At 39.2% G+C, this 22,357-nt stretch carries 20 protein-coding genes; 3 read left to right on the top strand and 17 right to left on the bottom strand.

Features of this window, described 5'->3' with window-relative positions; translation table 11 throughout:
- Window positions 1-154: 154 nt before the first annotated feature.
- The 3 genes from clpB to rluD all read right to left on the bottom strand — a co-directional run bounded on the left by clpB (window position 155) and on the right by rluD (window position 4,537).
- Complete coding sequence (gene clpB / locus H5161_RS08110; RefSeq protein WP_182769066.1) at window positions 155-2,731, bottom strand: ATP-dependent chaperone ClpB; 2,577 nt, start codon at window positions 2,729-2,731, stop codon at window positions 155-157.
- 97 nt (window positions 2,732-2,828) lie between these two features.
- Window positions 2,829-3,560, bottom strand: a complete 732-nt coding sequence (gene pgeF / locus H5161_RS08105) for a peptidoglycan editing factor PgeF (protein WP_182693165.1) — start codon at window positions 3,558-3,560, stop codon at window positions 2,829-2,831.
- Entirely contained in the window at window positions 3,560-4,537 is a 978-nt protein-coding gene (rluD, locus tag H5161_RS08100; RefSeq protein ID WP_002962209.1) for a 23S rRNA pseudouridine(1911/1915/1917) synthase RluD, read from the bottom strand. Before rluD ends, pgeF begins: the two co-directional genes overlap by 1 nt.
- A 141-nt stretch (window positions 4,538-4,678) precedes the next feature.
- Between rluD and H5161_RS08095 the strand changes: the two genes are divergently transcribed.
- Window positions 4,679-5,443: an outer membrane protein assembly factor BamD gene (locus H5161_RS08095; RefSeq protein ID WP_002962210.1), complete on the top strand. Its 765-nt coding sequence runs from the start codon at window positions 4,679-4,681 to the stop codon at window positions 5,441-5,443.
- Between the two features lie 50 nt (window positions 5,444-5,493).
- Here H5161_RS08095 and glnB read toward each other — a convergent pair whose 3' ends face one another.
- On the bottom strand, window positions 5,494-5,832 hold the full coding sequence (glnB, locus tag H5161_RS08090) for a nitrogen regulatory protein P-II (protein WP_002962211.1): 339 nt from the start codon (window positions 5,830-5,832) through the stop codon (window positions 5,494-5,496).
- 160 nt (window positions 5,833-5,992) lie between these two features.
- Here glnB and H5161_RS08085 point away from each other — a divergent pair, with 160 nt between their 5' ends.
- Together H5161_RS08085 and H5161_RS08080 are read left to right on the top strand one after the other, a co-directional pair.
- Window positions 5,993-6,556, top strand: coding sequence for a GspH/FimT family pseudopilin (locus H5161_RS08085; protein ID WP_182769065.1), 564 nt, complete (start codon window positions 5,993-5,995; stop codon window positions 6,554-6,556).
- A gap of 79 nt (window positions 6,557-6,635) precedes the next feature.
- On the top strand, window positions 6,636-7,166 hold the full coding sequence (locus H5161_RS08080) for a GspH/FimT family pseudopilin (RefSeq protein ID WP_182769064.1): 531 nt from the start codon (window positions 6,636-6,638) through the stop codon (window positions 7,164-7,166).
- A gap of 6 nt (window positions 7,167-7,172) precedes the next feature.
- Here the strand turns inward: H5161_RS08080 and H5161_RS08075 are convergent, their stop codons facing one another.
- From H5161_RS08075 to murJ, 13 genes are all read right to left on the bottom strand, one after another.
- Window positions 7,173-7,598, bottom strand: coding sequence for a type IV pilin protein (locus tag H5161_RS08075; protein ID WP_220493489.1), 426 nt, complete (start codon window positions 7,596-7,598; stop codon window positions 7,173-7,175).
- 10 nt (window positions 7,599-7,608) lie between these two features.
- On the bottom strand, window positions 7,609-10,833 hold the full coding sequence (locus H5161_RS08070) for a PilC/PilY family type IV pilus protein (RefSeq protein WP_182769063.1): 3,225 nt from the start codon (window positions 10,831-10,833) through the stop codon (window positions 7,609-7,611).
- 1 nt (window position 10,834) lies between these two features.
- On the bottom strand, window positions 10,835-11,365 hold the full coding sequence (locus H5161_RS08065; protein WP_182769062.1) for a pilus assembly protein PilX: 531 nt from the start codon (window positions 11,363-11,365) through the stop codon (window positions 10,835-10,837).
- Window positions 11,353-12,363 (bottom strand): PilW family protein, encoded by a 1,011-nt coding sequence (locus tag H5161_RS08060; RefSeq protein WP_182769061.1) that lies wholly within the window; start codon window positions 12,361-12,363, stop codon window positions 11,353-11,355. Before H5161_RS08060 ends, H5161_RS08065 begins: the two co-directional genes overlap by 13 nt.
- Window position 12,364: 1 nt before the next feature.
- The gene (gene pilV / locus H5161_RS08055) at window positions 12,365-12,928 is read right to left on the bottom strand and encodes a type IV pilus modification protein PilV (RefSeq protein ID WP_182769060.1); all 564 of its coding nucleotides are present in this window, start codon (window positions 12,926-12,928) and stop codon (window positions 12,365-12,367) included.
- Window positions 12,929-13,113: 185 nt separating this feature from the next.
- Window positions 13,114-13,815, bottom strand: a complete 702-nt coding sequence (locus H5161_RS08050; RefSeq protein ID WP_182769059.1) for a LytTR family DNA-binding domain-containing protein — start codon at window positions 13,813-13,815, stop codon at window positions 13,114-13,116.
- Window positions 13,812-14,846 (bottom strand): sensor histidine kinase, encoded by a 1,035-nt coding sequence (locus H5161_RS08045; protein WP_182769058.1) that lies wholly within the window; start codon window positions 14,844-14,846, stop codon window positions 13,812-13,814. Before H5161_RS08045 ends, H5161_RS08050 begins: the two co-directional genes overlap by 4 nt.
- A 29-nt stretch (window positions 14,847-14,875) precedes the next feature.
- Window positions 14,876-15,805, bottom strand: a complete 930-nt coding sequence (ispH, locus tag H5161_RS08040; protein WP_002958232.1) for a 4-hydroxy-3-methylbut-2-enyl diphosphate reductase — start codon at window positions 15,803-15,805, stop codon at window positions 14,876-14,878.
- Window positions 15,805-16,245 (bottom strand): FKBP-type peptidyl-prolyl cis-trans isomerase, encoded by a 441-nt coding sequence (gene fkpB, locus H5161_RS08035; protein ID WP_002958231.1) that lies wholly within the window; start codon window positions 16,243-16,245, stop codon window positions 15,805-15,807. Before fkpB ends, ispH begins: the two co-directional genes overlap by 1 nt.
- Window positions 16,242-16,742: a signal peptidase II gene (gene lspA, locus H5161_RS08030; RefSeq protein ID WP_002958230.1), complete on the bottom strand. Its 501-nt coding sequence runs from the start codon at window positions 16,740-16,742 to the stop codon at window positions 16,242-16,244. Before lspA ends, fkpB begins: the two co-directional genes overlap by 4 nt.
- 12 nt (window positions 16,743-16,754) lie before the next feature.
- Complete coding sequence (gene ileS, locus H5161_RS08025; RefSeq protein WP_182769057.1) at window positions 16,755-19,583, bottom strand: isoleucine--tRNA ligase; 2,829 nt, start codon at window positions 19,581-19,583, stop codon at window positions 16,755-16,757.
- Between the two features lie 5 nt (window positions 19,584-19,588).
- Window positions 19,589-20,539 carry a bifunctional riboflavin kinase/FAD synthetase gene (gene ribF, locus H5161_RS08020; RefSeq protein ID WP_024596625.1) on the bottom strand — a complete coding sequence of 317 codons (951 nt, stop codon included), beginning with the start codon at window positions 20,537-20,539 and terminating at the stop codon, window positions 19,589-19,591.
- A gap of 84 nt (window positions 20,540-20,623) precedes the next feature.
- A complete protein-coding gene (murJ, locus tag H5161_RS08015; RefSeq protein WP_404936163.1) occupies window positions 20,624-22,162 on the bottom strand; it encodes a murein biosynthesis integral membrane protein MurJ in 1,539 nt (512 codons plus the stop codon).
- Window positions 22,163-22,357 lie beyond the last annotated feature (195 nt).

Below are 22,357 nucleotides of genomic sequence, written 5' to 3'. Positions count from 1 at the left end.
AAGCGCACAGGGCGTGCATCTGTGAAAGTGTTATGGCAAGGATGGCTTAAGTTACAAGCCATCCTGGAAGGCTACGATTTAGCAAAATCTCTTGAGTCAGACTTGTGATCAAGAGACAGCTATTTTAGCGGCTTTAGAGTTTAATTATTTACAATCAGCGTTTGGTAAATACCAAAGAGCCGTCATTTGCATCAATAACAATCACGCTACCTGGTATGTAGTCCCCATTAAGTAGCTTTTGTGCTAGCGGATTTTCAATCGTTTGCTGAATAGCACGCTTAAGCGGGCGTGCACCGTACACAGGATCAAACCCACTTGCTGCAATTCGCTCAAGTGCAGCATCGCTTATTTCAAGCAGATACCCCATCTCTGTTAAACGCTCACGTAATTTCATTAACTGAATATCAGCTATTTCTTTTATATGCTCGTTTGCTAACGGGTGGAATACAACAGTCTCGTCAATACGGTTAATAAACTCAGGTCTAAACTCATTAATCAATACTTCCATTACTTTAGCTTTAAGGGTCGTATAGTCATTATTCCCCGCTTGTTCTTGGATAATATCTGAGCCTAAATTTGATGTCATGATAATAACAGTATTTTTAAAATCAACGGTTCTACCTTGTCCGTCAGTTAATCGGCCATCATCTAACACTTGCAGTAAAATGTTAAACACATCTGGGTGTGCTTTTTCTATTTCATCAAGCAATATAACTGAGTAAGGTTTACGACGAACAGCTTCTGTTAAATAACCGCCCTCTTCATAACCCACATAACCTGGAGGTGCGCCCACTAGGCGTGCAACTGAGTGCTTTTCCATAAACTCAGACATGTCGATACGTACCATGGCATCTTCGGTATCAAACATAAAACCTGCCAGTGCTTTTGTAAGCTCGGTTTTACCCACACCTGTTGGACCTAAAAACAAGAAAGAACCAATTGGGCGATTAGGATCTGCAAGTCCTGCACGTGAGCGTCGTATTGCGTTAGCAACAGCAACGACCGCTTCATCTTGCCCTATTACTTTACTGTGTAACTTATCTTCCATTTGCAGCAGCTTTTCACGCTCACCTTGTAGCATTCTTGCAACAGGAATACCTGTCCAGCGAGATAAAATTTCAGCAATTTCATCCTCACCTACTTGGTTCTTAAGCAGAGTCATTTCTTGCATTTCAGCTTGTGAGGCTAAATCAAGTTTTCGTTCAAGCTCTGGAATTCGCCCATATTGCAGCTCTGACATACGCTGTAAATCACTTGCTCTTCGCGCTACATCTAAATCTAATCTTGCTTGTTCAAGTTCGGCTTTAATTACTTGTGTACCTTGAAGCGATGCTTTTTCAGCATTCCAAATTTCGTCTAGTTCACGATATTGTCCATCAAGGTCGGTGATCAACTCTTGCATTTCAGTGCGACGTTTTTGACTCGCCTCATCTTTTTCTTTAGCAAGTGCATTATCTTCTAATTTTAATTGGATAATACGACGCTCAAGCTTATCTAACGACTCTGGTTTTGAATCAATTTGTAATCGAATTGAAGAACCCGCTTCGTCAATTAAATCAATTGCTTTATCTGGTAACTGACGATCGCTAATGTAGCGGTGAGATAACTGCGCCGCAGCAACTATCGCGGGATCAGTAATTTCTACTGAATGATGTAGCTCATATCGCTCTTTTAAGCCACGCAATATTGCAATGGTATCTTCAACCGACGGCTCTTCAATGAGTACCTTTTGGAATCGACGCTCAAGTGCTGCGTCTTTCTCTATATATTTACGGTATTCATCAAGCGTGGTTGCGCCAACACAGTGTAACTCACCGCGTGCTAAAGCAGGTTTTAGCATATTACCCGCATCCATTGCGCCATCACTTTTGCCTGCACCCACAATAGTGTGTATTTCATCAATAAATAAAATGACTTGGCCTTCTTCTTTAGCCAATTCGTTTAACACTGATTTTAAACGCTCTTCAAATTCACCGCGATATTTAGCGCCCGCAACTAGTGCTCCTAAATCAAGCGATAAAACACGTTTGTTTTTTAATCCTTCAGGTACTTCACCATTAATAATACGCTGTGCTAAACCTTCTGCTATTGCTGTTTTACCAACACCTGGCTCACCGATTAATACAGGGTTATTTTTAGTACGGCGCTGTAATACTTGAATCGTGCGGCGAATTTCGTCATCACGACCAATAACAGGGTCAAGCTTACCTTGCTCTGCTCGCTCAGTTAGATCAATCGTGAACTTTTCAAGCGCTTGGCGTGTTTCTTCGGCATTTGGGTCATCAACTTTTTGACCACCACGAATCGCTTTAATTGCTGTTTCAATTTTAGTGGAGGTAATATTTAACGATCTGAATATATCGCCAAGTGGACCTTTATCGTCGCATGCTGCCAGTACAAACAATTCACTCGAAATGTATTTATCTTTACGTTTTTGCGCATACTTGTCACATAAGTTAATAAGTGATGCCATGTTGTTTGACAACTGTACATCGCCTCCAACACCTTCGACTTTAAAGAGCTTTTCAATTTCTTGAGAAAGCTTAGTATTGAGCTCGTCAGCACTGACTCCTGTTTGCGCAAATAGCGCTCGCACACTTGAGCCACTTTGTTGTAGCAATGAATACATTAAGTGCACGGGCTCAATAAATTGATGGTCGCGACCAAGTGCTAAAGATTGCGCATCAGAAAGCGCAGATTGAAATTTGCTTGTAAATCTATCTAAACGCATGAGGGTTTACCTATTTAATAAACTAATTGTTTAATAAATGGGTATGTTAATAGAATTGTTCAAGGTGTGGGAATAAATATAATCACTAATGTACGCTTTACTTGCGCCAGATCAAACTTGCCATACGCCCTGTTTGACCATCCCGTCGATAAGAAAAAAATAAGTCACTTTGAGAGACTGTACAATAGTCGCCGCCTGTAATATTTTTAACGCCTTGCTGGGTAAGTAAAGTACGCGCAATGCCAAAAATATCAGCAAGAAATTTGCCATTAGCTTGTGGTGTAAATGCTTGAATAAATGAAGAAGACCTTTTTTTAAATAACTCAAACACTTCAGCGCCAACCTCAAATTGAGTTGGCCCAATTGCAGGCCCTAGCCAAGCATTTATATTTTCATACTTTGAGCTAAAACATTCTAAAGTATTTTTAATAATTCCCTGCTCAAGCCCCCGCCAGCCACCATGTATAGCTGCAACTTCCTTCTCATCATCACTCACTAATAAAATAGGTAAGCAATCGGCAGTCATGATAGCCAAAGGCTGATTTAATAACTGAGTATAAAGCGCATCAGCATTGTGTAACTTATTAGAGTCAAAATGTTCATCAACAATAACAACATCAGAGCTATGAACTTGATTTAGCCACACGGCAGGTTTAGGTAAGTGTTTGGTTAATAGTGAGCGGTTTTTTGATACATGATCTTGATTATCTCCAACATGGTATCCCAAATTGAAACTTTTAAATGGGTTTTTTGAAACACCACCTCCACAAGTAGTACTTAGCGTTCCTACTTTATGAAGGTTTTGCCATGTCGCTGACAATAAGTGCATTATCTATCGATATCAGGATTAGCTTTAGTATCTTCACGTAGTGCATGTGTCATAGCAACCATATCATCAGGGATAGGTGCTTGCCATGTCATCATTTCACCCGTGATTGGATGCGCAATGCTCAATTTTACAGCATGTAGTGCTTGGCGTCTAAAGCTACGAAGTAACTCGAATAACTCTGGTGTTGCACCTTTAGGTGGACGCGGACGGCCGCCATAAGATTGATCGCCAATTAGCGGATGATTTAAATGTGCCATGTGCACACGAATCTGGTGAGTACGGCCTGTTTCTAGGCGCAGACGTAAACGAGTATGAGCACGGAATTTTTCAGCAACACGGTAATGTGTAATTGCCGGTTTACCCAGTTCATGTACGGCCATATGCGTACGCTGAGTAGGATGACGGCCAATCGCTTTTTCAACCATACCACCTGCAGTCATAGTACCATTACACAGTGCTTCATATTCACGCGTAAAGTTTTCACGCTTTTGCAGCGCTGTTACTAAATGCGTTTGTGCTGGAATCGTTTTAGCTACAACCATTAAACCGGTCGTGTCTTTATCTAAACGATGCACTATACCTGCGCGTGGCACGTTAATTATTTCAGGGTAGTAATGTAGCAATGCGTTTAACACTGTTCCATTAGGGTTACCCGCACCTGGGTGAACCACTAGGCCCATTGGTTTATTAATTACCAAAATATCATCGTCTTCATAAACAATGTTTAATTTGATATCTTGTGCTTCGTATTCGCGTGGTGCTTCAATTGTTGTTTCAACACTTACAACTTCACCACCTAGTAGCTTTTCGCGTGGAGTGTTGAAAATTTCACCGTCTACAGTGATTTTATCATCCAAAATCCACGTTTTTATACGAGAACGTGAATAATCAGGGAACAATTGTGCTAATACTTGGTCTAGACGTTTACCACCTAATTCGGTTGGAACGTCGGCTTGAAGAGAAATTTGCTCTGACATTAGTAACTTTACCCAATTTACCAGTGCAAGCTTTGCTCGACTGGGTTAGAATCGCTTTTAATAAAAGCATAATATAATACGCATAGTTTACTCGGTTTTACCGACTTGGCCTAGCCGAAGACATCGAAGGTAACAAATAAAATGATAAATAAAATAGGGAAACGTGCATTTGCCATTGTTTTTTCAGTTTCTGTACTTAGTTTAGGCGCTTGTTCGTCTGCTCCAGACCAAGAAGACATTCAACGTGTACCGAATAAGTCTGCACACGCTTTATATGAAGATGCAAAAGAAACGCTAGATTCTGGTTTATATGCTCGTGCAATTGAACTTTTGAGTGCTATAGACTCTCGCTACCCATTTGGCCCATTCTCTAAGCAAGTACAAATGGACTTAGTCTATGCACATTATCAATCAGGTAATACTGAACAAGCACTTGCAACCATTGACCGCTTTATTCGCTTAAACCCAAATCATAAAGATTTAGACTACATGTATTACATGCGTGGTTTAGTAAATATTAAAGCAGATAAAAATGCGTTCCAAGAGTACTTTGGTGTAGATAGAGCCGACCGTGATGCCAACCGTACTCGTGTTGCATTTACAGATTTATCGACATTAGTAAAACGTTTTCCAAAAAGTGATTACGCGCCTGAAGCTAAGCGTCGTTTAGTGTGGCTTTTAAACCGCATGGCACGTTATGAATTAAAAGTAGCAACTTACTATTACGAACGTGAAGCTTATTTAGCTGCTGCTAATAGAGGTAAGTTTGTTGTTGAGCATTATTCACAAAGCAGTTACTTAGATCCCGCGCTTGAAATGATGGAGAAAAGTTACGACCAATTAGGTTTAACTGAGCTTAGTGAGCACGCAAAGCAAACACGAAAACTAAATAAAAGAACTAAATAAATAAAAAAGGCGCTTACTAAAGCGCCTTTTAACTACATAGAAAAACAAGCTTAAATCGCTTCTTCATCTTCCTCTGCAGTACGAATACGTATTACACGCTCAACATCTGTGACAAATATTTTACCATCACCGATTTTTCCTGTTTGCGCCGTTTTTACAATAACTTCAATTGCACGGTCTACATCTTCATCAGTCAATACAATATCAAGTTTTACTTTAGGTAAAAAATCGACCATATACTCTGCGCCACGATATAGCTCTGTGTGACCTTTTTGACGTCCAAAGCCTTTAACTTCGCTTACCGTCATCCCCGTAATACCTACATCAGACAACGCTTCACGCACATCGTCTAACTTAAAAGGTTTGATAATTGCTTCTATTTTTTTCATATTAATTACTTTTGAAAGCTTCAGTTGCCTCGATTTTAGACAATCATGATGTTCATAGCAAACAAAGCGATTGAATTACGGTGATAAAACAACCGATCGTGGTATAATTTATTATATAAAAATAGCTATACTTAAATGACTAGCAGTAAATGAGATTAATATGAAAAACAAACAAAACGGGTTCACCCTTTTAGAACTCATGGTAACCGTTGCTATCGTTGGGATCATTGCATCAATTGCGATTTGGAATAGTAGCGATATGCTAGAAGAAAATAGAGCTGAGAACTTTTTGTTGGAATTAAAAAGAAATATTAGCTACGCCCGTGCTCAAGCTGCAAGTACGGATGAAATAGTCATTGTATGCCCTGCTCCTAATACAGTTACAAGTAGTAGCTCAAGTCTCACATGCCAAAGTGAATGGGCATCAACTAATACCGTTATTTTATTTATAGATACTGATAATGACGGAAGTTATAAAAGCGCAAATGATAGTCTATTACGTGTAATGTCAGAAACTCCGTCTAGCGATAGAATAAAATTCTCTGGTAATAATAGCCTTCGGTTTAATACGAGCGGTCGTATTACGACAAGTTTAGCTGGCTCAGGTAGCTTTACGGGCTTTGTATACTGCCCCAATAATGACAATGAAAACAATAAAGCGCTGAATGTATCAGTATCTGGTACTGCTTTTTACCTTGGTGCCACCACTGAAAAGTGCGATTAAAAAACGTACAATTATATCTTGTCATATTTGTATCATTTACTAGACTGAGTTAATCATTTATTAACTCAGGTCTTCAAGGATGAGATTATCAATATCAAAAAGTAAGGGAGTAACACTTCTCGAATTAATGGTATCTATGGCTGTTGTCAGTATTATCAGCCAATTATCTATGTGGTTTTATCCAGACTTATTGGCTAAAAACCGATTAGATAACCATGTGAATCTGCTACACCGAAATATAAATTATGGCCGCCTTTACGCAATTGAAAATGCTACTTACGTCACGCTTTGCGCACTAAAAGACAGCCAATGCACAAAAGACGAATGGGATGGTCACATGTCACTGTTTATCGACAAAGATAAATCAACGACTCTAGATGATGATGAACTACTCTTAAGCACTTTCGAGGATGTTAATGAGGCCGATACTTTAGAGTACCCCCGTAGCGCTATTACGTTTCGTCCTGACGGGTCATTAAATGGCTTCCAAAATGGGACTTTTATATATTGCCCTAATAGCGATAAAGCCAATCTCAAAGGATTGGCTTTATCTGTAAGTCAAACGGGTAGAATTCGTATTAAATCAACTGATAAATGCCAGAAAAAGTAACTCTAGTTATCTTCCCCAACAGTAGTCAACATCCTTTCCTTCGTTTGTTTTTGCCCCTTGCGCGCCTTTAGTACCTATATCATTTATAGATAGCTCGGTGCAATCACCATCTCCTTTTACCGGCCCTGCCACGGGTTTAGCAGTGATTGTAAAAGCATTTTTATCGGTCACTTTAATCGTTAATTCAAAATGTTTATTCTCGGTTTTGTCTTGCAATCCTAAATCAGTAAATGTCTCTGTATATTCCCTATTATCCACAAAATACTGCTCCTCCTTGTTTGCAGCATCTAACAATGCTGCAGCCGCTTCAGCGCGCGAAGCACGCTTTACATATTCAGTATAGTTAGGAAGCGCTATTGCAGCTAAAATGCCGACAATAGCAACGGCTATCATCAGCTCAATTAAGGTAAAACCACGTTGTTTTTTTATCATTTAAGCCTCCTTAATCGTCTTCATTCTGTATATTTTCATCATTCTCTTCACGCTTATATATATAAGTTTGCTGAGTTTTAAAACCAAACCCTAATGCTTTGTCATTAACAAGTTGTATTTTACCGTTAATAGCTTTTAATCCTGGCCCTGTTATTTCAAGTGGTTGCAGAGGGTTTTCTGCATTTTCACCTTTGATGCCCGGGCCAATTAAATAAAACTGACTTTTTACTTCCTCATCAGGATCATCATCGCATTTTCCGTTATCATCACTATCTGCACATGAAGAACCAAAATAAAGTTGGGGCGTATCTGGCACCTCTGTACTTGTAGCAAATTTCAGATCGTCATAAACTTTAGTACCGTAGTGCAAATGAAATGCGTAAAGAGAACCCCCTCCTCCACTTAATGAACATTGATTTTTAATTGATGAATCCAATGTAGGAGTAAAAGATGTAAAATAAGCAACACCACCAACAACGGTTGCCGCAGCTAACGACTTTTCACCAGCAGCGAGTTTATAACGCCACCCAACAAAATCATTCGCAAGTTCATCTTCTAATTTTACAAACTCAGTTACACTATTTAAAGCGCTGCCAAATTCATCATCATTCATCTCCATTAACATACTATGCGTTATAGCTTTAGGCGCAGATTCGAATAATTTAGTAACCGTATTTTCATCTCTAATCATAAATAATTCGTCAGCAGTGCCTCCTCCATTAGGGTTAGAACGATTTCCACTACCAATCACAATTGCATCATAAGGTGTATCTAATCGAGTGACTACACCATCATCGGTTATAGTTACTTTACTAAACATAGTTCTCGCCACCACGGGCTTGTAAAAAAAGCGTCTATCTGCATCATTACCAAGATCGGCTAACTGAAAATGACTAAATTTGCCTTCATCTGATATATCAATACGCCAAATACCTCCACCAGTATCTGCCGCATATATCCGGTCTGTATAGCCATCATAATTAGAATCCAATAACGTTACATCGCCAGCAATACTATATTTTCCTTTAAAGGCGTTTTCACTAGGTGTTAAAGCCCAAACTTTTTTACCTGTTTTTGCATTAACGATATAAATGCCGCGGCCAACTTCGTCCTCAGTTTTTATATTAGCTTTATCGGGATCATTCGAATCTTTATTGGTATCATAACCAGCCCCAAATATTAAAAGGGGTGTATTCCCTTTTGATTTTATATAAGCAACTTGGGGTTTAGACCACGTTTGCCCAAGATTTTCAAAATCCACTTCACCGCCTTTAATAGTCCACATTAAACTTGGAGAGTCTGGCTTTGTAATATCCAAACCATAATAATTACGACCACCTCTGCGCATACCTACAGCAGCCCAGACTTGGTCACCTTTAGTTGCGTTAATAGTTCCATCATTTAAACCTTCACCATTAAGGCTCTTATTGTTGAAATAAACATTAATAGGTCCATCTATGCCGTATTCTTTAGTACTATGTTCATCACGAAGAGGTTCAATAATTTTGTATAGTTCAGATGGAATAAACGCCCAGCTTTCACTAACTTTATTGTTAGTGTCATCATCTTTAAACATATGTAAAAAGCCAGCATTAGTACCAATTAGAATACGAATATCATCATTACCATAGTCTATCGCAACTGGTTTTGAGTGCAGTGGGTCACCAAATATATCATCGCGTAAAGCGTCAGATTCGCTATTTTGTTTATTATCATACCCGCGAGCCCAGTTAATAATATTTTTTAAGTCAGATTTATCAACATCAAAAGCAACCGCTGCTTTTTGCTTATTGCCATAGGCATCTTCAATCTTATCAAGATTAAAATCTATTAATGCATTAGTATTTGCGTTTGTAAGTATATTACGAGCTTTGTCACTACTTATTAATGCAGCATTGACTCCACCCTCTTTTACAGAGCTACCATCGGAAGTTCCATCAGGACTCCAAAATGTATGCGCACTCGTTTTTATAAGGCCATCACTATCAAACGCTTCTATATCTTTGGAATCAATAACTTTGTTACCTGATAATTTCAGTTTTTTTAGATTACCACGCCATCTAGTATGCTTTTCAGGATAAAACATACCTAAGTATATGGCGTCTCGACTACGCGTTTGATCTACATTATTACTTGCAACAGAAGGGGCTGTAAAAGTACTATTTTCCTGTCTAATCTCCGCTACGGCATTATTTAAAGCTTCAGAAAGCTTTTCTGGTGTAGTTGCAGGTAAATTTTTACCGCCGCCTAATGTTGAGGCTTGTTTTAATAAGTTTTGACCATCTGCAGTCATACCAGAGCCAAAGCCAATCGTATATAGACGCCCTGTTTCATTAATATCAGGGGTAGATGGATACAAATCAACAATAGTGTCGCCTGTTCCATGAATTATTTTAGCTAATAGATGCAAACGGTTACTGTATACATAATCATCGTCAGTTAAATAGCGACCAAAATACTTATTATGCTCAACGCTAATGTCATAATCGCTCCCATTATCACTGCTAGGAGACGGATCACCATCAGTCATATAGATAATATTGACGGAATTATCACACCGCTTTGCTTCAGCCACACTATCAGCAAAAGGTGATATATAAGAGTAACTAGAAACGACATCTTCTAAAACATAGTTACATACTTTCTTAGTCTTTTTTTTACCCTTCCAGTTGTAGTAAACAACATCTTCGCATCTTTGAACTTGTTCTTGAGTAATAATTGCAGATTCGATACCTGTGTCTCTTTTGTTTCTACTCACATCAAAAGCATAGTCCAACTCTTTTCCTGTAATATATAAATAAGCCTCCCACAATGTTTCAGCTAATGGAGTCCCCCCACTTGCAGGAAGATCATTAATAGATGCTTTTATGGAATCGGGCGAACTACCGATGCCATTTAAAACATAACCTCCTTCGGTACCATTAAAGCGCATTAAGCCAAAATCGATTGAACCTGCATTGTCTGTTACCAGTTTATCCATAGCCCCTTGAGCTGCTTCAAGTCTACTATCAGGACAAAGAATATATGGGCCATTACGATACTCTTGCCCACAGTCGTCCCCTGTACTTGAAGAAAAAGCCATGCTCCCGGAGGTATCAAAAATTAATAGTACTCGCGGTTTTTCATCTGAATTAGCATCTTTATTTACGTAAAGCTCAATATCCTCAGCGTATGCATGCATATTAATTGCTGATGTAAATAATAAAACGAGTGCTATATAAAGTTTAAATTTCATCTTAAATCCCCTTCCCCGTACTGGCCATCTCTTGAGCTATACCTGTTACAATAGTTAACTGGTGCTTGCTTTTAGAGCCATATTCTATAGTAGTAGATACTTGAATCATGTTGCATGAAACACCCGCTGTAAAACTATAACTACGAGGGCAATTAAGTTCTAGCGAACCGCGATTTAAATTCGTCATTATGCTTTTCATTTCGTGTCCAGGCTCTGTAATGTCTTTCTCTGGTATCATTATTTTATTACCATCACTATCAAGCTTGCCCGAATCTGTAGTGGTCTCATCTGGAGTAAGAAAAAAGTCACTATCAGCCCCTTTTTTAGCTTCTGACGCAATAACTCTTTGCACTTCGCCAATCAATTGATTTTCTGCAACCTCTCGTTCTTGCGCTGCATTAGTAATTTTAATATCAATTGTACTACTGCTCATAAGAGTAACTGCAATGCCGGTAACTGCTATCACCATAATTAATGCGGTTAAAAGCACCACACCTTGTTGCTTACTTGGTAACAACTTTAGATTCTCCATAGATTACCCCCAACATTACTTAAACGAATAGTTGTTGTAAAAACTGTTCTTCTATAGTTATCATCAAAATTTAATTCTCGCTTTCCAGCTCCCTCACCTAAAAAATATTTTTGGTTTTTAAGTTTTATTCCTGGGTCTGGTTGAAGTGCACGGATTAATAGAAAAACTTGCACCGTTAACATACCTTTGCGGTTTTCCCATTCAGCGGCAGTAATTGTGCTGGCACTTTTATAAGTATCAACTCGACTGTCGCTATTAGTGTCCAATCCAAATAAAAAACTCATATTTTCGACCCCTTCCATTATCGTTTCAGAGGTCATTTTTCCATTTACTAATCGTTTTCGTCTTAATGCGGGAACTTTTATTTTTTTATTATTTACTACATATTCTTCTTCTTTAATATAATAAACATGATGGCTATATGGCCAAATAGTTGCATTGATATTTGTCGGGGTATATTTGCCAGTTACAAAGCGTGCTTGTTCTTGTTCTGCGATAAAATAATTTATTTTATCGCTAGTAGTATTAGTACCAGCAACAGCATCATATTGAGGGTCACCTTGTAAAAACTTTAGTTGAAGAATATCGGTCTCTTTATCATCAGCAGGAATAATGCCATCGTTTATGCAATTCAGGTTATCTTTGATCTTAGTAGTTTTTGCATAAATAGTGCGAAAATTACTACTACTGATTAAATCTGGAAAGCTGCCATTATTAGCTCCCTCTAAGCAATCACCTGCTACCCCCGTCGCGGTAACCGTTGTGTTTGCTGCAGTAAATGAATCATCGTAATAAGTTCCCCAAAAACCCACTTGCTCTATATCGCGCTGCATAATATTAATGGCTAAGCGGCCAGACTCTTGGAGTTCACCTATGCTCATAGTGTCTTTTGTGGTGACTTTCATACTAATAAAAGTGAACATGACACCACCTAAAATCAAACCACCAATAAATAGCGAAATCATAACCTCTACAAGAGTAAACCCTTTTTGCTTCATGCTAACTCCTCACATATATATAACTGGTTAAAACCACTAAACGGCGTTTATTGTTAGCTTCATCACCACAAGTTACTTTTCCTGTAACTGTATTTGCTTTAAACTCTTGTCGCCCTTGCCATGATATAATTACTTCAATGTTAAACCCTTTGCCTCCAGTATCTGCCACGGCAACCGGGTTTATACACACACTTGCATCATCTAACGAGCCAGTATTATTTCTGGCCTGTATTGCACGTTTCCACTGTTCAAGATCAAGTAAAGCAATTTGCTCAGCACTGCATGAGCCACCAAAGCATGTTGTTGATGAGCTTATGGGAGTTTTACTCGTAAAGTCTTTCTTATAATGTGCTACTAACTGAGGTGTGTCATTAGCACGAATACGTTGAATAATGTCATTTCCCAGAGCAACTGCAGCAGCACGCTGCATAGAATCAAAGCTTGCTTGCTTTGCTTTTGCTTGCAGGGCAACTGCGCCTAAAAGGCCAAAACTAAGAATAATAAATGCAATTAACACTTCAATTAGAGTGAAGCCTCTTTGCACTTTTGTTTGAGATGACTGCATAGTAGAACCAAATAAAAATTATCTGATTGTAAGTTTATGTTATTTATTTGAGGAATCAATGAGGACTAAGACAAGCGGTTATATTTGTTGATAAACGGTTAATTAAACCTGTTTATTCAATAACACCGTTGATAATTAAGACTCAAATGTATTTAAATCAAGGGGAGGTTAATTGCAAGGTAAGCCTAAAGCGAATTTTTTACTAATTTAAGCTCACGGCGGCTCACTGGCAATAACTCACTGCACCCTTGTAGCTCAATCATATGATTGCCATTCGCTTTTGAATGCAAAGCAATTACTTTTTGTTTATTAACCAATGTATTGCGATGAATTCGCAAAATATGTGTAGGAAATTGTAACTCTAATTGTTTTAGACTTTGTTCAAGTAAAGCTTCTCCACCACAGAATATCATTTTGGTATACTTTTCTTCGGCACTAAAATACAAAACATCATTTATATCAACACTGCGTAGAGTACCAGCTAGCTGATAAGAGATTTTTACATTTTGTTGTTTTTGAATATGTACTTTATTTAAGCGCCCGACTTGCTTAAGCACCTTTTGCAATGATTGCTCTGAAATAGGTTTAACTAAATAGCCTGCAGCGCTTAATTGTAAAGCATCGAAGGCATGCTCAGAGTGAGCAGTTATAAAAACAATAGCAGGAGGTAGAGTTAAACTATTGAGCTCATTAGCAACTTGCAAACCATTCATACCGGGCATATCAACATCTAAAAAAATCAAATCCGGCGTTTGCTTTTTAGCAAGTACCAGAGCTTCATTACCATTACTAGCCTCGCCTTGTACAACTATACTTTTATCATGTGCCAACAAACGAATTAAGCGCGATCTCGCAAGAGGTTCATCATCAACAATGAGTACGTTCATACACTACCCTCAATAAGCTTAGGGATCACGACCTTGACCCTAAACACATCATTTTTATTAGTAATTGTTAGCTGCGCTTTATTTTTATAATAAATATTTAATCGCTGGCGAATATTTTCAAGCGCCATGCCGTTATTAGGCCTAGTTTGAGCATTAGAAATTGTTATTGGGTTAGAAACAATCATGGTTATATAGCCGGTAGTAATATGTAGCTCTACTTTTATTTCTGCACCATGCTCACTTGTTTCAACACCGTGGCATACTGCATTTTCAATTAATGGCTGCAGGGTTAAACAAGGAATGCTCAATGCAGGTAGTTCATTAGGTATTTGCCAATCAACGCTTAAGCGATTACCGAAACGCCATGTTTCAAGTGCTATATATTGCTTACTCAGCGTTATTTCATCGTCAAGAGATACATTTTTTCCTGAGTGCATTGCTGCCTGCGATAAGGCGGCTAATGCTAAAATAGCCTGCTCTGCCGCATCGGCATCATGATGAGTAAGCTCTGCAGCGGTGTTTAAACTATTATATAAAAAATGAGGACGTATTCTAGCTTGCAAGGCATCAAGCTCAGCTCGAGAAAGCGCTTTAGTTTGCTGCTCTTTCTCAAAATGAATTAATAAAAATTGGACGAATAAAGCCGCCAGCAAAGCCACTATAATGCAATTGCGAAGTGTGAAATAAATTAAGTTATCTGTATCATCTATATCAAAAGCAAAATGGGAAAATAAAATACTAAAAATGCATGTAGATAATAACAAAAAGATAAAAAACAAACTTAATTGAAAAGTTTGAGTGCGCGTTTGTAAGAAAAATCTACAAAAATATAAAGAAGAGGTACCGACTAAAACAATTAAATGCATAAACAAACTAATGATCCCAAGTCGAAGCCAAATATCTCCTTCTACATTGGGTGCAAAGGCTAAAACAATAGCAATAACTTGAGAAACAATAAGCGAAGCTAGTACGCCTCGCTCATTAAAAAGAGCCGAAAAAAGCAAACCATCATTTTTTAGTGACTTGCTCATAACGACTCTCCTATAATCTAAATTTTAAATTAACGTAGCTCTACAGGAACAGCAAATACGATATTCTCTTCTTCGCCTGGGTTTTCAACAACCTGCGTACCACCAAGATCTTTTAATCGGCTTATAACTTGTTGTACAAGTACTTCTGGCGCAGATGCACCCGCAGTTACACCCACTGATTTAGAACCTGAAACCCACTGCTCTTGCACATCAGTTGCGTCATCAATTAAATAAGCAACAGTGCCCATTTTATCTGCAAGTTCACGTAAACGATTAGAGTTAGAACTGTTTTTAGCGCCAACAACTAATAGCACATCAACTTTGTCAGCTAAGTCACGAACAGCATCCTGACGATTTTGCGTTGCATAGCAAATATCATCTTTACGAGGTCCGTCAATTGATGGAAACTTATTGCGTAGTGCGTCGATAACATCTGCTGTGTCATCAACTGAGAGTGTTGTTTGGCTGCAATAAAAAAGATTTTCAGCATTTTTTACATTAAGCGCAACAACATCATCAACGGTTTCAACAAGATAAATACCACCGTCTGAGTTATCATATTGTCCCATTGTTCCCTCTACTTCAGGGTGACCATGGTGTCCAATTAAAATACACTCAATACCTTTGCGACTCGCACGTGTAACTTCCATATGCACTTTAGTTACAAGCGGACACGTTGCATCAAATACTTTTAAATCACGACGTTTAGCCTCGCTGCGAACCGCTTGCGATACGCCATGTGCGCTAAAAATAACAATACTGTCGTCAGGTACTTGATCAAGCTCTTCAACAAATACCGCACCACGACTTTTTAGTCCATCAACCACATAGCGGTTATGTACTACTTCGTGGCGAACATAAATTGGCTTTTCAAAAATATCTAAAGCGCGCTCAACAATACTAATAGCACGGTCAACACCAGCGCAAAAGCCGCGAGGATTAGCTAGTAATATTTCCATTAACCTTCCACCTCAATAATATCAACTTCAAACGTTAAACGCTGGCCAGATAAAGGGTGATTAAAATCAATCGTTACCGACTCACCTTGCACTTCGCGAACTAAACCAGGAAGCTCAGTGCCATCAGGTTGAGTAAACGCAATAATTGCACCTACCTTAGCTGGTGTTTCTGGACCAAACTTACTACGGTCAACGTAGTAAATATTATCTGGGTTTGGTTGACCAAAAGCATCTTCAGGTTCTAATTCAAACGTTTTACTTTCGCCTGCAGTTAAACCTAATAAACACTTTTCGAAGTTTGCCGTTAAGCTGCCATCACCCATTGTTAATTTAGCAGGTTTGTTGTGTACCTTGGTAGAATCAGCGGCAGAGCCATCTTCTAATTTAATAGAAAAATGGAAAATAACTTGCGAGTTTTCACCAATTACAGCTTGGCTCATGCTTTATGCTCCTTTGGACTCTCGCCGGTGAAGGCGTCAAATAACAATAATGCTGCGCCAATACAAATAGCGCAATCGGCAATATTGAATACAGGAAAATGTGAGTCTTTATAAAAAACGTGAATAAAGTCGATTACATAACCATACGCAATACGATCGTATAAATTACCAATAGCGCCAGCAAGTACCAATGCATAAGCACCGCATAGTACTTTATTTGTAGCAGGTAAGCGTTTTAGCCACCATACAAGCAAAGCACTAATAGCAACGGCAATTGCACTTAAAAACCAGCGCTGCCAACCACCCGCTTCACTTAAAAAGCTATATGCAGCACCATAGTTATGTACATAAGTAATACTAAAAACAGGGAGTAAGTTTATAGACTCTTGATAAGCCATAGTCCCTACAACAAGTGTTTTACTGGCAAAGTCTATTACTAAAAGTAATAGACTCAACCAAAGCCACACTAAACCACTTTTTTGGGCTAGTTTGCTCACTAAGAATAACTCCTAAGCGAATTGACGCTTTTCACCTTCGCCGTCAACATTACTTACACAACGACCACAAATTTCAGGATGAGCAGGCTCAACGCCTACATCTTCGCTGTAATGCCAACAACGCTCACATTTAGCAGCATCTGTTGCAGCAACGCTAATGAACAAACCTTCAATCTCGGTAGCTTGTGTATCTACAGGCTGGCTATCAACTTCAGTAACATTCACGGCTGATGTTAACAATACAAAACGCAGTTCATCACCAAGCGCGTTTAATTTAGCGGCAAGCTCTTTACCCGTAAATAAATTCACCGTTGCTTGAAGTGTTGCACCAATGACTTCTTCTTTACGTGCAGCTTCTAATAAGCGATTTACTTCGTCACGTACAGTTAAAATCTCTAACCAATCATCGTTACTAAATTGGCTATTTGTTGGTGCTTGTAAGCCATCGTACCAAACTGATGTAAATACGTAGTCACTACGCTCACCCGGTAACGCTTCCCAAATTTCTTGTGCGGTAAAGCTCATAATAGGTGCCATCCAACGCGTCATTGCTTCTGCGATATGATAAAGCGCAGTTTGACAAGAACGACGTGCATGGCTATCACTCTTAGCTGTATATTGACGATCTTTAATAACATCTAAATAGAACGAGCCAAGCTCACCCGTACAGAAGTTCATTAGCTTTTGCGTTACTAATAGCATTTGGTAGCTGTCGTATGCGGCTAAAATCTCGTCTTGCAACTGAGCTGCGCGGCCAACAATCCACTTATCAAGCTCAACCATATCATCAACAGCTACTTGATCTGTTTCTGGGTTAAAACCATTTAGGTTAGCAAGCAAGTAACGGCTGGTGTTACGAATACGGCGGTAACGATCGGCTGAGCGTTTAAATATTTCATCCGACACAGTCATTTCTGCCGTGTAATCGGTAGAAGCAACCCATAAGCGTAAAATGTCAGCACCTAGTTTATTCATCACATTTTGCGGAGAGATAACATTACCTAGTGACTTAGACATTTTACGGCCGTTTTCATCAACGGTAAAACCATGCGTAAGCACTTGCTTATATGGTGCATGACCATTAATAGCAACTGATGTCATCATTGATGACATAAACCAACCACGGTGCTGATCAGAACCTTCAAGGTATAAGTCAGCTGGACCAACCAAGTCTTCACGTGCATCTACTACACAAGCGTGTGACACACCTGAGTCAAACCATACATCTAGCGTATCTTGCACTTTCATGTATTGCTTGGCGTCTTCTTCACCAAGTAAAGTAGCTGGTTCTAAATCGTACCATGCTTGTATACCAGACTTTTCAACAAGCTCTGCTGCTTGAGCAATTAACTCTTGTGTATTTGGGTGAAGTGCACCGGTGTCTTTATCAACGAACAATGCAATAGGAACGCCCCAAGTACGCTGGCGAGAAATACACCAATCTGGGCGGCTTTCAACCATGTTAGAAATACGGCTTTCGCCCCACTCTGGTAACCACTGCGTGTTTTTAATCTCAGCAAGAGAATCTTGACGTAAGTTAGCCTGATCCATACTTACAAACCACTGCGGTGTAGCACGGAAAATGATTGGTGTTTTGTGGCGCCAACAATGTGGGTAACTATGCGTAAGCGCATGGTGATGCATAAGCGCACCACGCTCTTTTAACACTTCAATTACGCTCGCATTCGCCTTAAATACGTGCTGACCTGCAAAAAGTTCGGTATCTGGTAAATAAACACCATTTGCACCAACAGGGTTAGCCACTTCAAGGTTGTAATTTAAGCCTGCCACGAAATCTTCTTGACCATGGCCTGGGGCGGTATGTACAACACCAGTACCTGAATCAGTAGTTACGTGTTCTGCAACAATCACTGGTACATTAAAATCATAAAAAGGATGGGCTACTTGCAAGTTTTCAAGCGCTGCACCTTTTACATACCCTAGTACGTGAAAGTGATTAAAACCAAAACGGTCCATAGCATCTTTAACAAGCTCAGAACCTAAAATTAGACGTTGTTGTACGCCTTCATCTTCAACCTGTACTAACGCATACTCTAAATCGGCATGCACAGCCACAGCGCGGTTTGCAGGAAGCGTCCACGGTGTTGTTGTCCAAATAACAGTACCAACACTGCCTTCACCTTTATGACCATCAGCCAGATCAAATGCACTAACAACAGCATCTTGATCAACAAATGTAAAACGCACATCGATTGCTGGAGACTGCTTATCTTGGTATTCAACTTCTGCTTCTGCTAATGCAGAGCCACAGTCTGTACACCAATGCACAGGCTTGGCGCCTTTATGCAAATGACCTTTTTCAATAATTCGACCAAGCACACGAATTGCATTCGCTTCAAAGTCAAAGTTCATTGTTAAATATGGCTTATCCCAATCTGCAAATACGCCTAAACGTTTAAAATCAACTTTTTGACCTTCAACTTGTTTTTTAGCGTATGCACGGCATTTTTCACGAAACTCACTCGCAGTAACTTTTACACCCGGCTTGCCTACTTTTTTCTCAACCATTAACTCGATTGGTAAACCATGACAATCCCAACCTGGAACTAATGGTGAATCAAAGTCAGATAATGTTTTAGACTTAACAATAATATCTTTTAATATTTTATTAACTGAGTGGCCTAAATGGATATCGCCATTTGCATACGGAGGGCCGTCATGCAAAATAAAGGTTTTTTTACCTTTCTTAGCGCTGCGAATTTGACCATAAAGGTCGTCCTCATACCATGCTTTAAGCATTTTTGGTTCACGTTGTGCCAAATTGCCACGCATTGGAAACGGTGTTTCCGGTAAGTTCAAAGTATGTTTATAGTCGCTCATTTATCCTACATTCCGTCTCTATCGGCTACCTGATTTAAACCAAAACACTGCTTAGCGGCAGCAACATCAGTTGCTATTTGCGCCGTTAATTGTGTTAATGTCTCGAATTTTTTCTCATCGCGAAGTTTTTCTATTAACTCCACATGCATAAATTGTCCGTAAATATCCTGTGCAAAATCAAAAAGGTGAACTTCTAATAATGCACGAGTTCCATTAAATGTCGGCTTATTACCTACATTTGCAACTCCAAAAATCTGTTTTCCTGCAATCGTTGCTTGCACTGCAAACACTCCGTTGACAGGACACACTTGGCGTTTTAGGGCTATATTTGCCGTTCTAAAACCGAGTTCACGTCCTCTTTTCCAGCCATGTATAACACGCCCAGAAATAGCATAATCGTGACCAAGCATTATTTTAGCACTCGCTAAGTCACCGGATGCTAAAGCATCTCGTATTAAAGTGCTGCTTACTCTAGCATTTAATTGACGAAAGCTCGCGGTGCTTTTTACATCCATGCCCGCTTGCTTACCCATGCTAGCAAGTAAGTGAAAGTTACCTTGGCGTTGCTTTCCAAACTTAAAATCATCACCAACAGTAAGTGCTTTAACACCTAACTTTTTAATCAAAATCTCATTAACGAATTGCTCAGCATGCATGTTTGCAAATTGCTGATTAAAGCTAATGCAAATAACTCGCTCAATACCTAAATCACTCAATAAACGTAACTTATCTCGTAAGCGCGTTAACCGTGCAGGGGCATTGTTTTTAGCAAAAAACTCTTGTGGCTGGGGTTCAAACAGCATTACAGTGCTAGGCAAACTATGCGCTTTAGCATCGCTAAGTAAACCTTTTAATACTTCTGCGTGGCCTAAATGAACGCCGTCAAAATTACCAATAGTTAACACACAACCAAAATGGTGTGGGCGAATATTGTGTATACCTCTAATTAACTCCATGCCACCTAATGCCTTGTTTAGCGAGCTATTAATTACGGCTAAAAAATGATTAAAGCCGCAGAGTTGCCGATTATAATCTTTTTTTTAGTTTGATTCAGTAATTGCTACACTTTTTATCGTATTTAGTCTAACGCCCATCACAAATAGCATTGCAAAGTAGCTAATACCAGCCAAAGCCACTAGCGCTACTAATAATATTACTTGCTGTGTAAAGGCCCATGTAGCCCAATAATAGTAACTGCTCACAAACCATGTGACAGCTCCCATAACAATACTTGCAACAACACATTTAAGTGTAAAACGCATACTCATTGATGAGAACTGGTATACATTTTCTTTTTTAAGCTGTCTGTATAATAAAAATGCATTGCAGCTAGCCGATAACGAAGTAGCAAGTGCCAACCCTAAATAACCAATGAAAGGAGCCAGCATAATGTTAAACACCATATTAAGTACTAAGGTAATAATACCAATACGCACCGGTGTTTTTGTATCTTGACGAGCATAAAAGCCAGGAGCGAGTACTTTTATTAGCATAAAGCTTACAAGTCCGACCGAATATGCGACTACGCCTAAGCTTACAGCTTTGACATGATCAATACTGTCTTCTTTAAATGCACCGTGGTCGAACAACACGGTAATAATAAGTGGGCTGATGATCATCAAACCTATCATTGCTGGCAGGCCTAAAAATATAACAAAACGAACTCCCCAATCGAGAGTATGCTGAAAGTCGCTACTTTTTTTACTGCTATGTAGTTTAGAAAGCGCCGGTAAAATAACTGTCGCAATACCAATACCAAATAATCCCAGCGGAAATTCAATTAAGCGGTCTGAATAATAAAGCCATGCAATCGAGCCTGTCATCAGTAATGAAGCAATCATGGTATCTAGTAACAGATTAATCTGACTAATAGAGACACCAAACAAAGCCGGTAGCATAAGTTTTCGTACTTTTTTTACGTTTTCGTCTTGCCATGCCCAGCGCGGACGCGCCAACATTTTAGCGCGAAACAAGAACGGTAGTTGAAATAGTAGCTGCACTACACCACCGACAAATACACCTATGGCAAGTGAATAAGCACCTACCGAAAATTTATCATGTAAAAAAATTGCACACGTAATAATAGAAACATTAAGCAAAACTGGTGTAAATGCAGCAACAGCGAAACGGTTATACACATTCATTACCGCACCACTAAGTGCAACTAAGCTTACAAAAAATAAATAAGGGAATGTAAGTTTAAGTAGTGAACTTGCAAGTTCAAATTTTTCGGCATTAGGTCCGCCTTGCCACCAATCTATAAACCAACCGGTACCAAATAATGCTGCAATAACAGGAGAAGCAACAACACCTATAATAGTGACAATTAGTAAAATGGTCCCTAATGTGCCTGCTGCTTGTGCAACAAAAAGTCTGACCTTGTCGTCGCCTTGCTGTTCTTTAATTTCACTTAGCACAGGTACGAATGCTTGTGCGAAGGCACCTTCTGCAAATAAACGGCGTAAAAAATTAGGAATACGGTTAGCAAATAAAAAAACATCAGCCGCTGCACTTGCGCCTAATAAATTGGCAACGACAGCATCTCGAACGAGCCCTAAAATACGCGATATCATAGTCATACAACTAACAATCATACCAGAGCGAAATAAACCTTTTGACACCTTAAACCTACTCAAAAATCCTCAAGATAGGCGATTATGCCACAGTCTTTTTTATAAATCGCTTTAAAGCACTAGGCTGGGGGTCTGTGCTTTGTTACAATGTCTATATTAACTGCTAAAGCGGCAAATTGATGCTCGTTATATGGTGCAGTT

The organism is Pseudoalteromonas sp. SG43-5, from assembly GCF_014164345.1.
Lineage (GTDB): Bacteria > Pseudomonadota > Gammaproteobacteria > Enterobacterales > Alteromonadaceae > Pseudoalteromonas > Pseudoalteromonas distincta.
This window is presented reverse-complemented; position numbering and strand designations above follow the sequence as displayed.

Coding starts and splice junctions, on each gene's coding strand:
- clpB (WP_182769066.1), bottom strand. CDS start 2,731: ATGCGTTTAGATAGATTTACAAGCAAATTTCAATCTGCGCTTTCTGAT.
- pgeF (WP_182693165.1), bottom strand. CDS start 3,560: ATGCACTTATTGTCAGCGACATGGCAAAACCTTCATAAAGTAGGAACG.
- rluD (WP_002962209.1), bottom strand. CDS start 4,537: ATGTCAGAGCAAATTTCTCTTCAAGCCGACGTTCCAACCGAATTAGGT.
- H5161_RS08095 (WP_002962210.1), top strand. CDS start 4,679: ATGATAAATAAAATAGGGAAACGTGCATTTGCCATTGTTTTTTCAGTT.
- glnB (WP_002962211.1), bottom strand. CDS start 5,832: ATGAAAAAAATAGAAGCAATTATCAAACCTTTTAAGTTAGACGATGTG.
- H5161_RS08085 (WP_182769065.1), top strand. CDS start 5,993: ATGAAAAACAAACAAAACGGGTTCACCCTTTTAGAACTCATGGTAACC.
- H5161_RS08080 (WP_182769064.1), top strand. CDS start 6,636: ATGAGATTATCAATATCAAAAAGTAAGGGAGTAACACTTCTCGAATTA.
- H5161_RS08075 (WP_220493489.1), bottom strand. CDS start 7,598: ATGATAAAAAAACAACGTGGTTTTACCTTAATTGAGCTGATGATAGCC.
- H5161_RS08070 (WP_182769063.1), bottom strand. CDS start 10,833: ATGAAATTTAAACTTTATATAGCACTCGTTTTATTATTTACATCAGCA.
- H5161_RS08065 (WP_182769062.1), bottom strand. CDS start 11,365: ATGGAGAATCTAAAGTTGTTACCAAGTAAGCAACAAGGTGTGGTGCTT.
- H5161_RS08060 (WP_182769061.1), bottom strand. CDS start 12,363: ATGAAGCAAAAAGGGTTTACTCTTGTAGAGGTTATGATTTCGCTATTT.
- pilV (WP_182769060.1), bottom strand. CDS start 12,928: ATGCAGTCATCTCAAACAAAAGTGCAAAGAGGCTTCACTCTAATTGAA.
- H5161_RS08050 (WP_182769059.1), bottom strand. CDS start 13,815: ATGAACGTACTCATTGTTGATGATGAACCTCTTGCGAGATCGCGCTTA.
- H5161_RS08045 (WP_182769058.1), bottom strand. CDS start 14,846: ATGAGCAAGTCACTAAAAAATGATGGTTTGCTTTTTTCGGCTCTTTTT.
- ispH (WP_002958232.1), bottom strand. CDS start 15,805: ATGGAAATATTACTAGCTAATCCTCGCGGCTTTTGCGCTGGTGTTGAC.
- fkpB (WP_002958231.1), bottom strand. CDS start 16,245: ATGAGCCAAGCTGTAATTGGTGAAAACTCGCAAGTTATTTTCCATTTT.
- ileS (WP_182769057.1), bottom strand. CDS start 19,583: ATGAGCGACTATAAACATACTTTGAACTTACCGGAAACACCGTTTCCA.
- ribF (WP_024596625.1), bottom strand. CDS start 20,539: ATGGAGTTAATTAGAGGTATACACAATATTCGCCCACACCATTTTGGT.
- murJ (WP_404936163.1), bottom strand. CDS start 22,162: ATGACTATGATATCGCGTATTTTAGGGCTCGTTCGAGATGCTGTCGTT.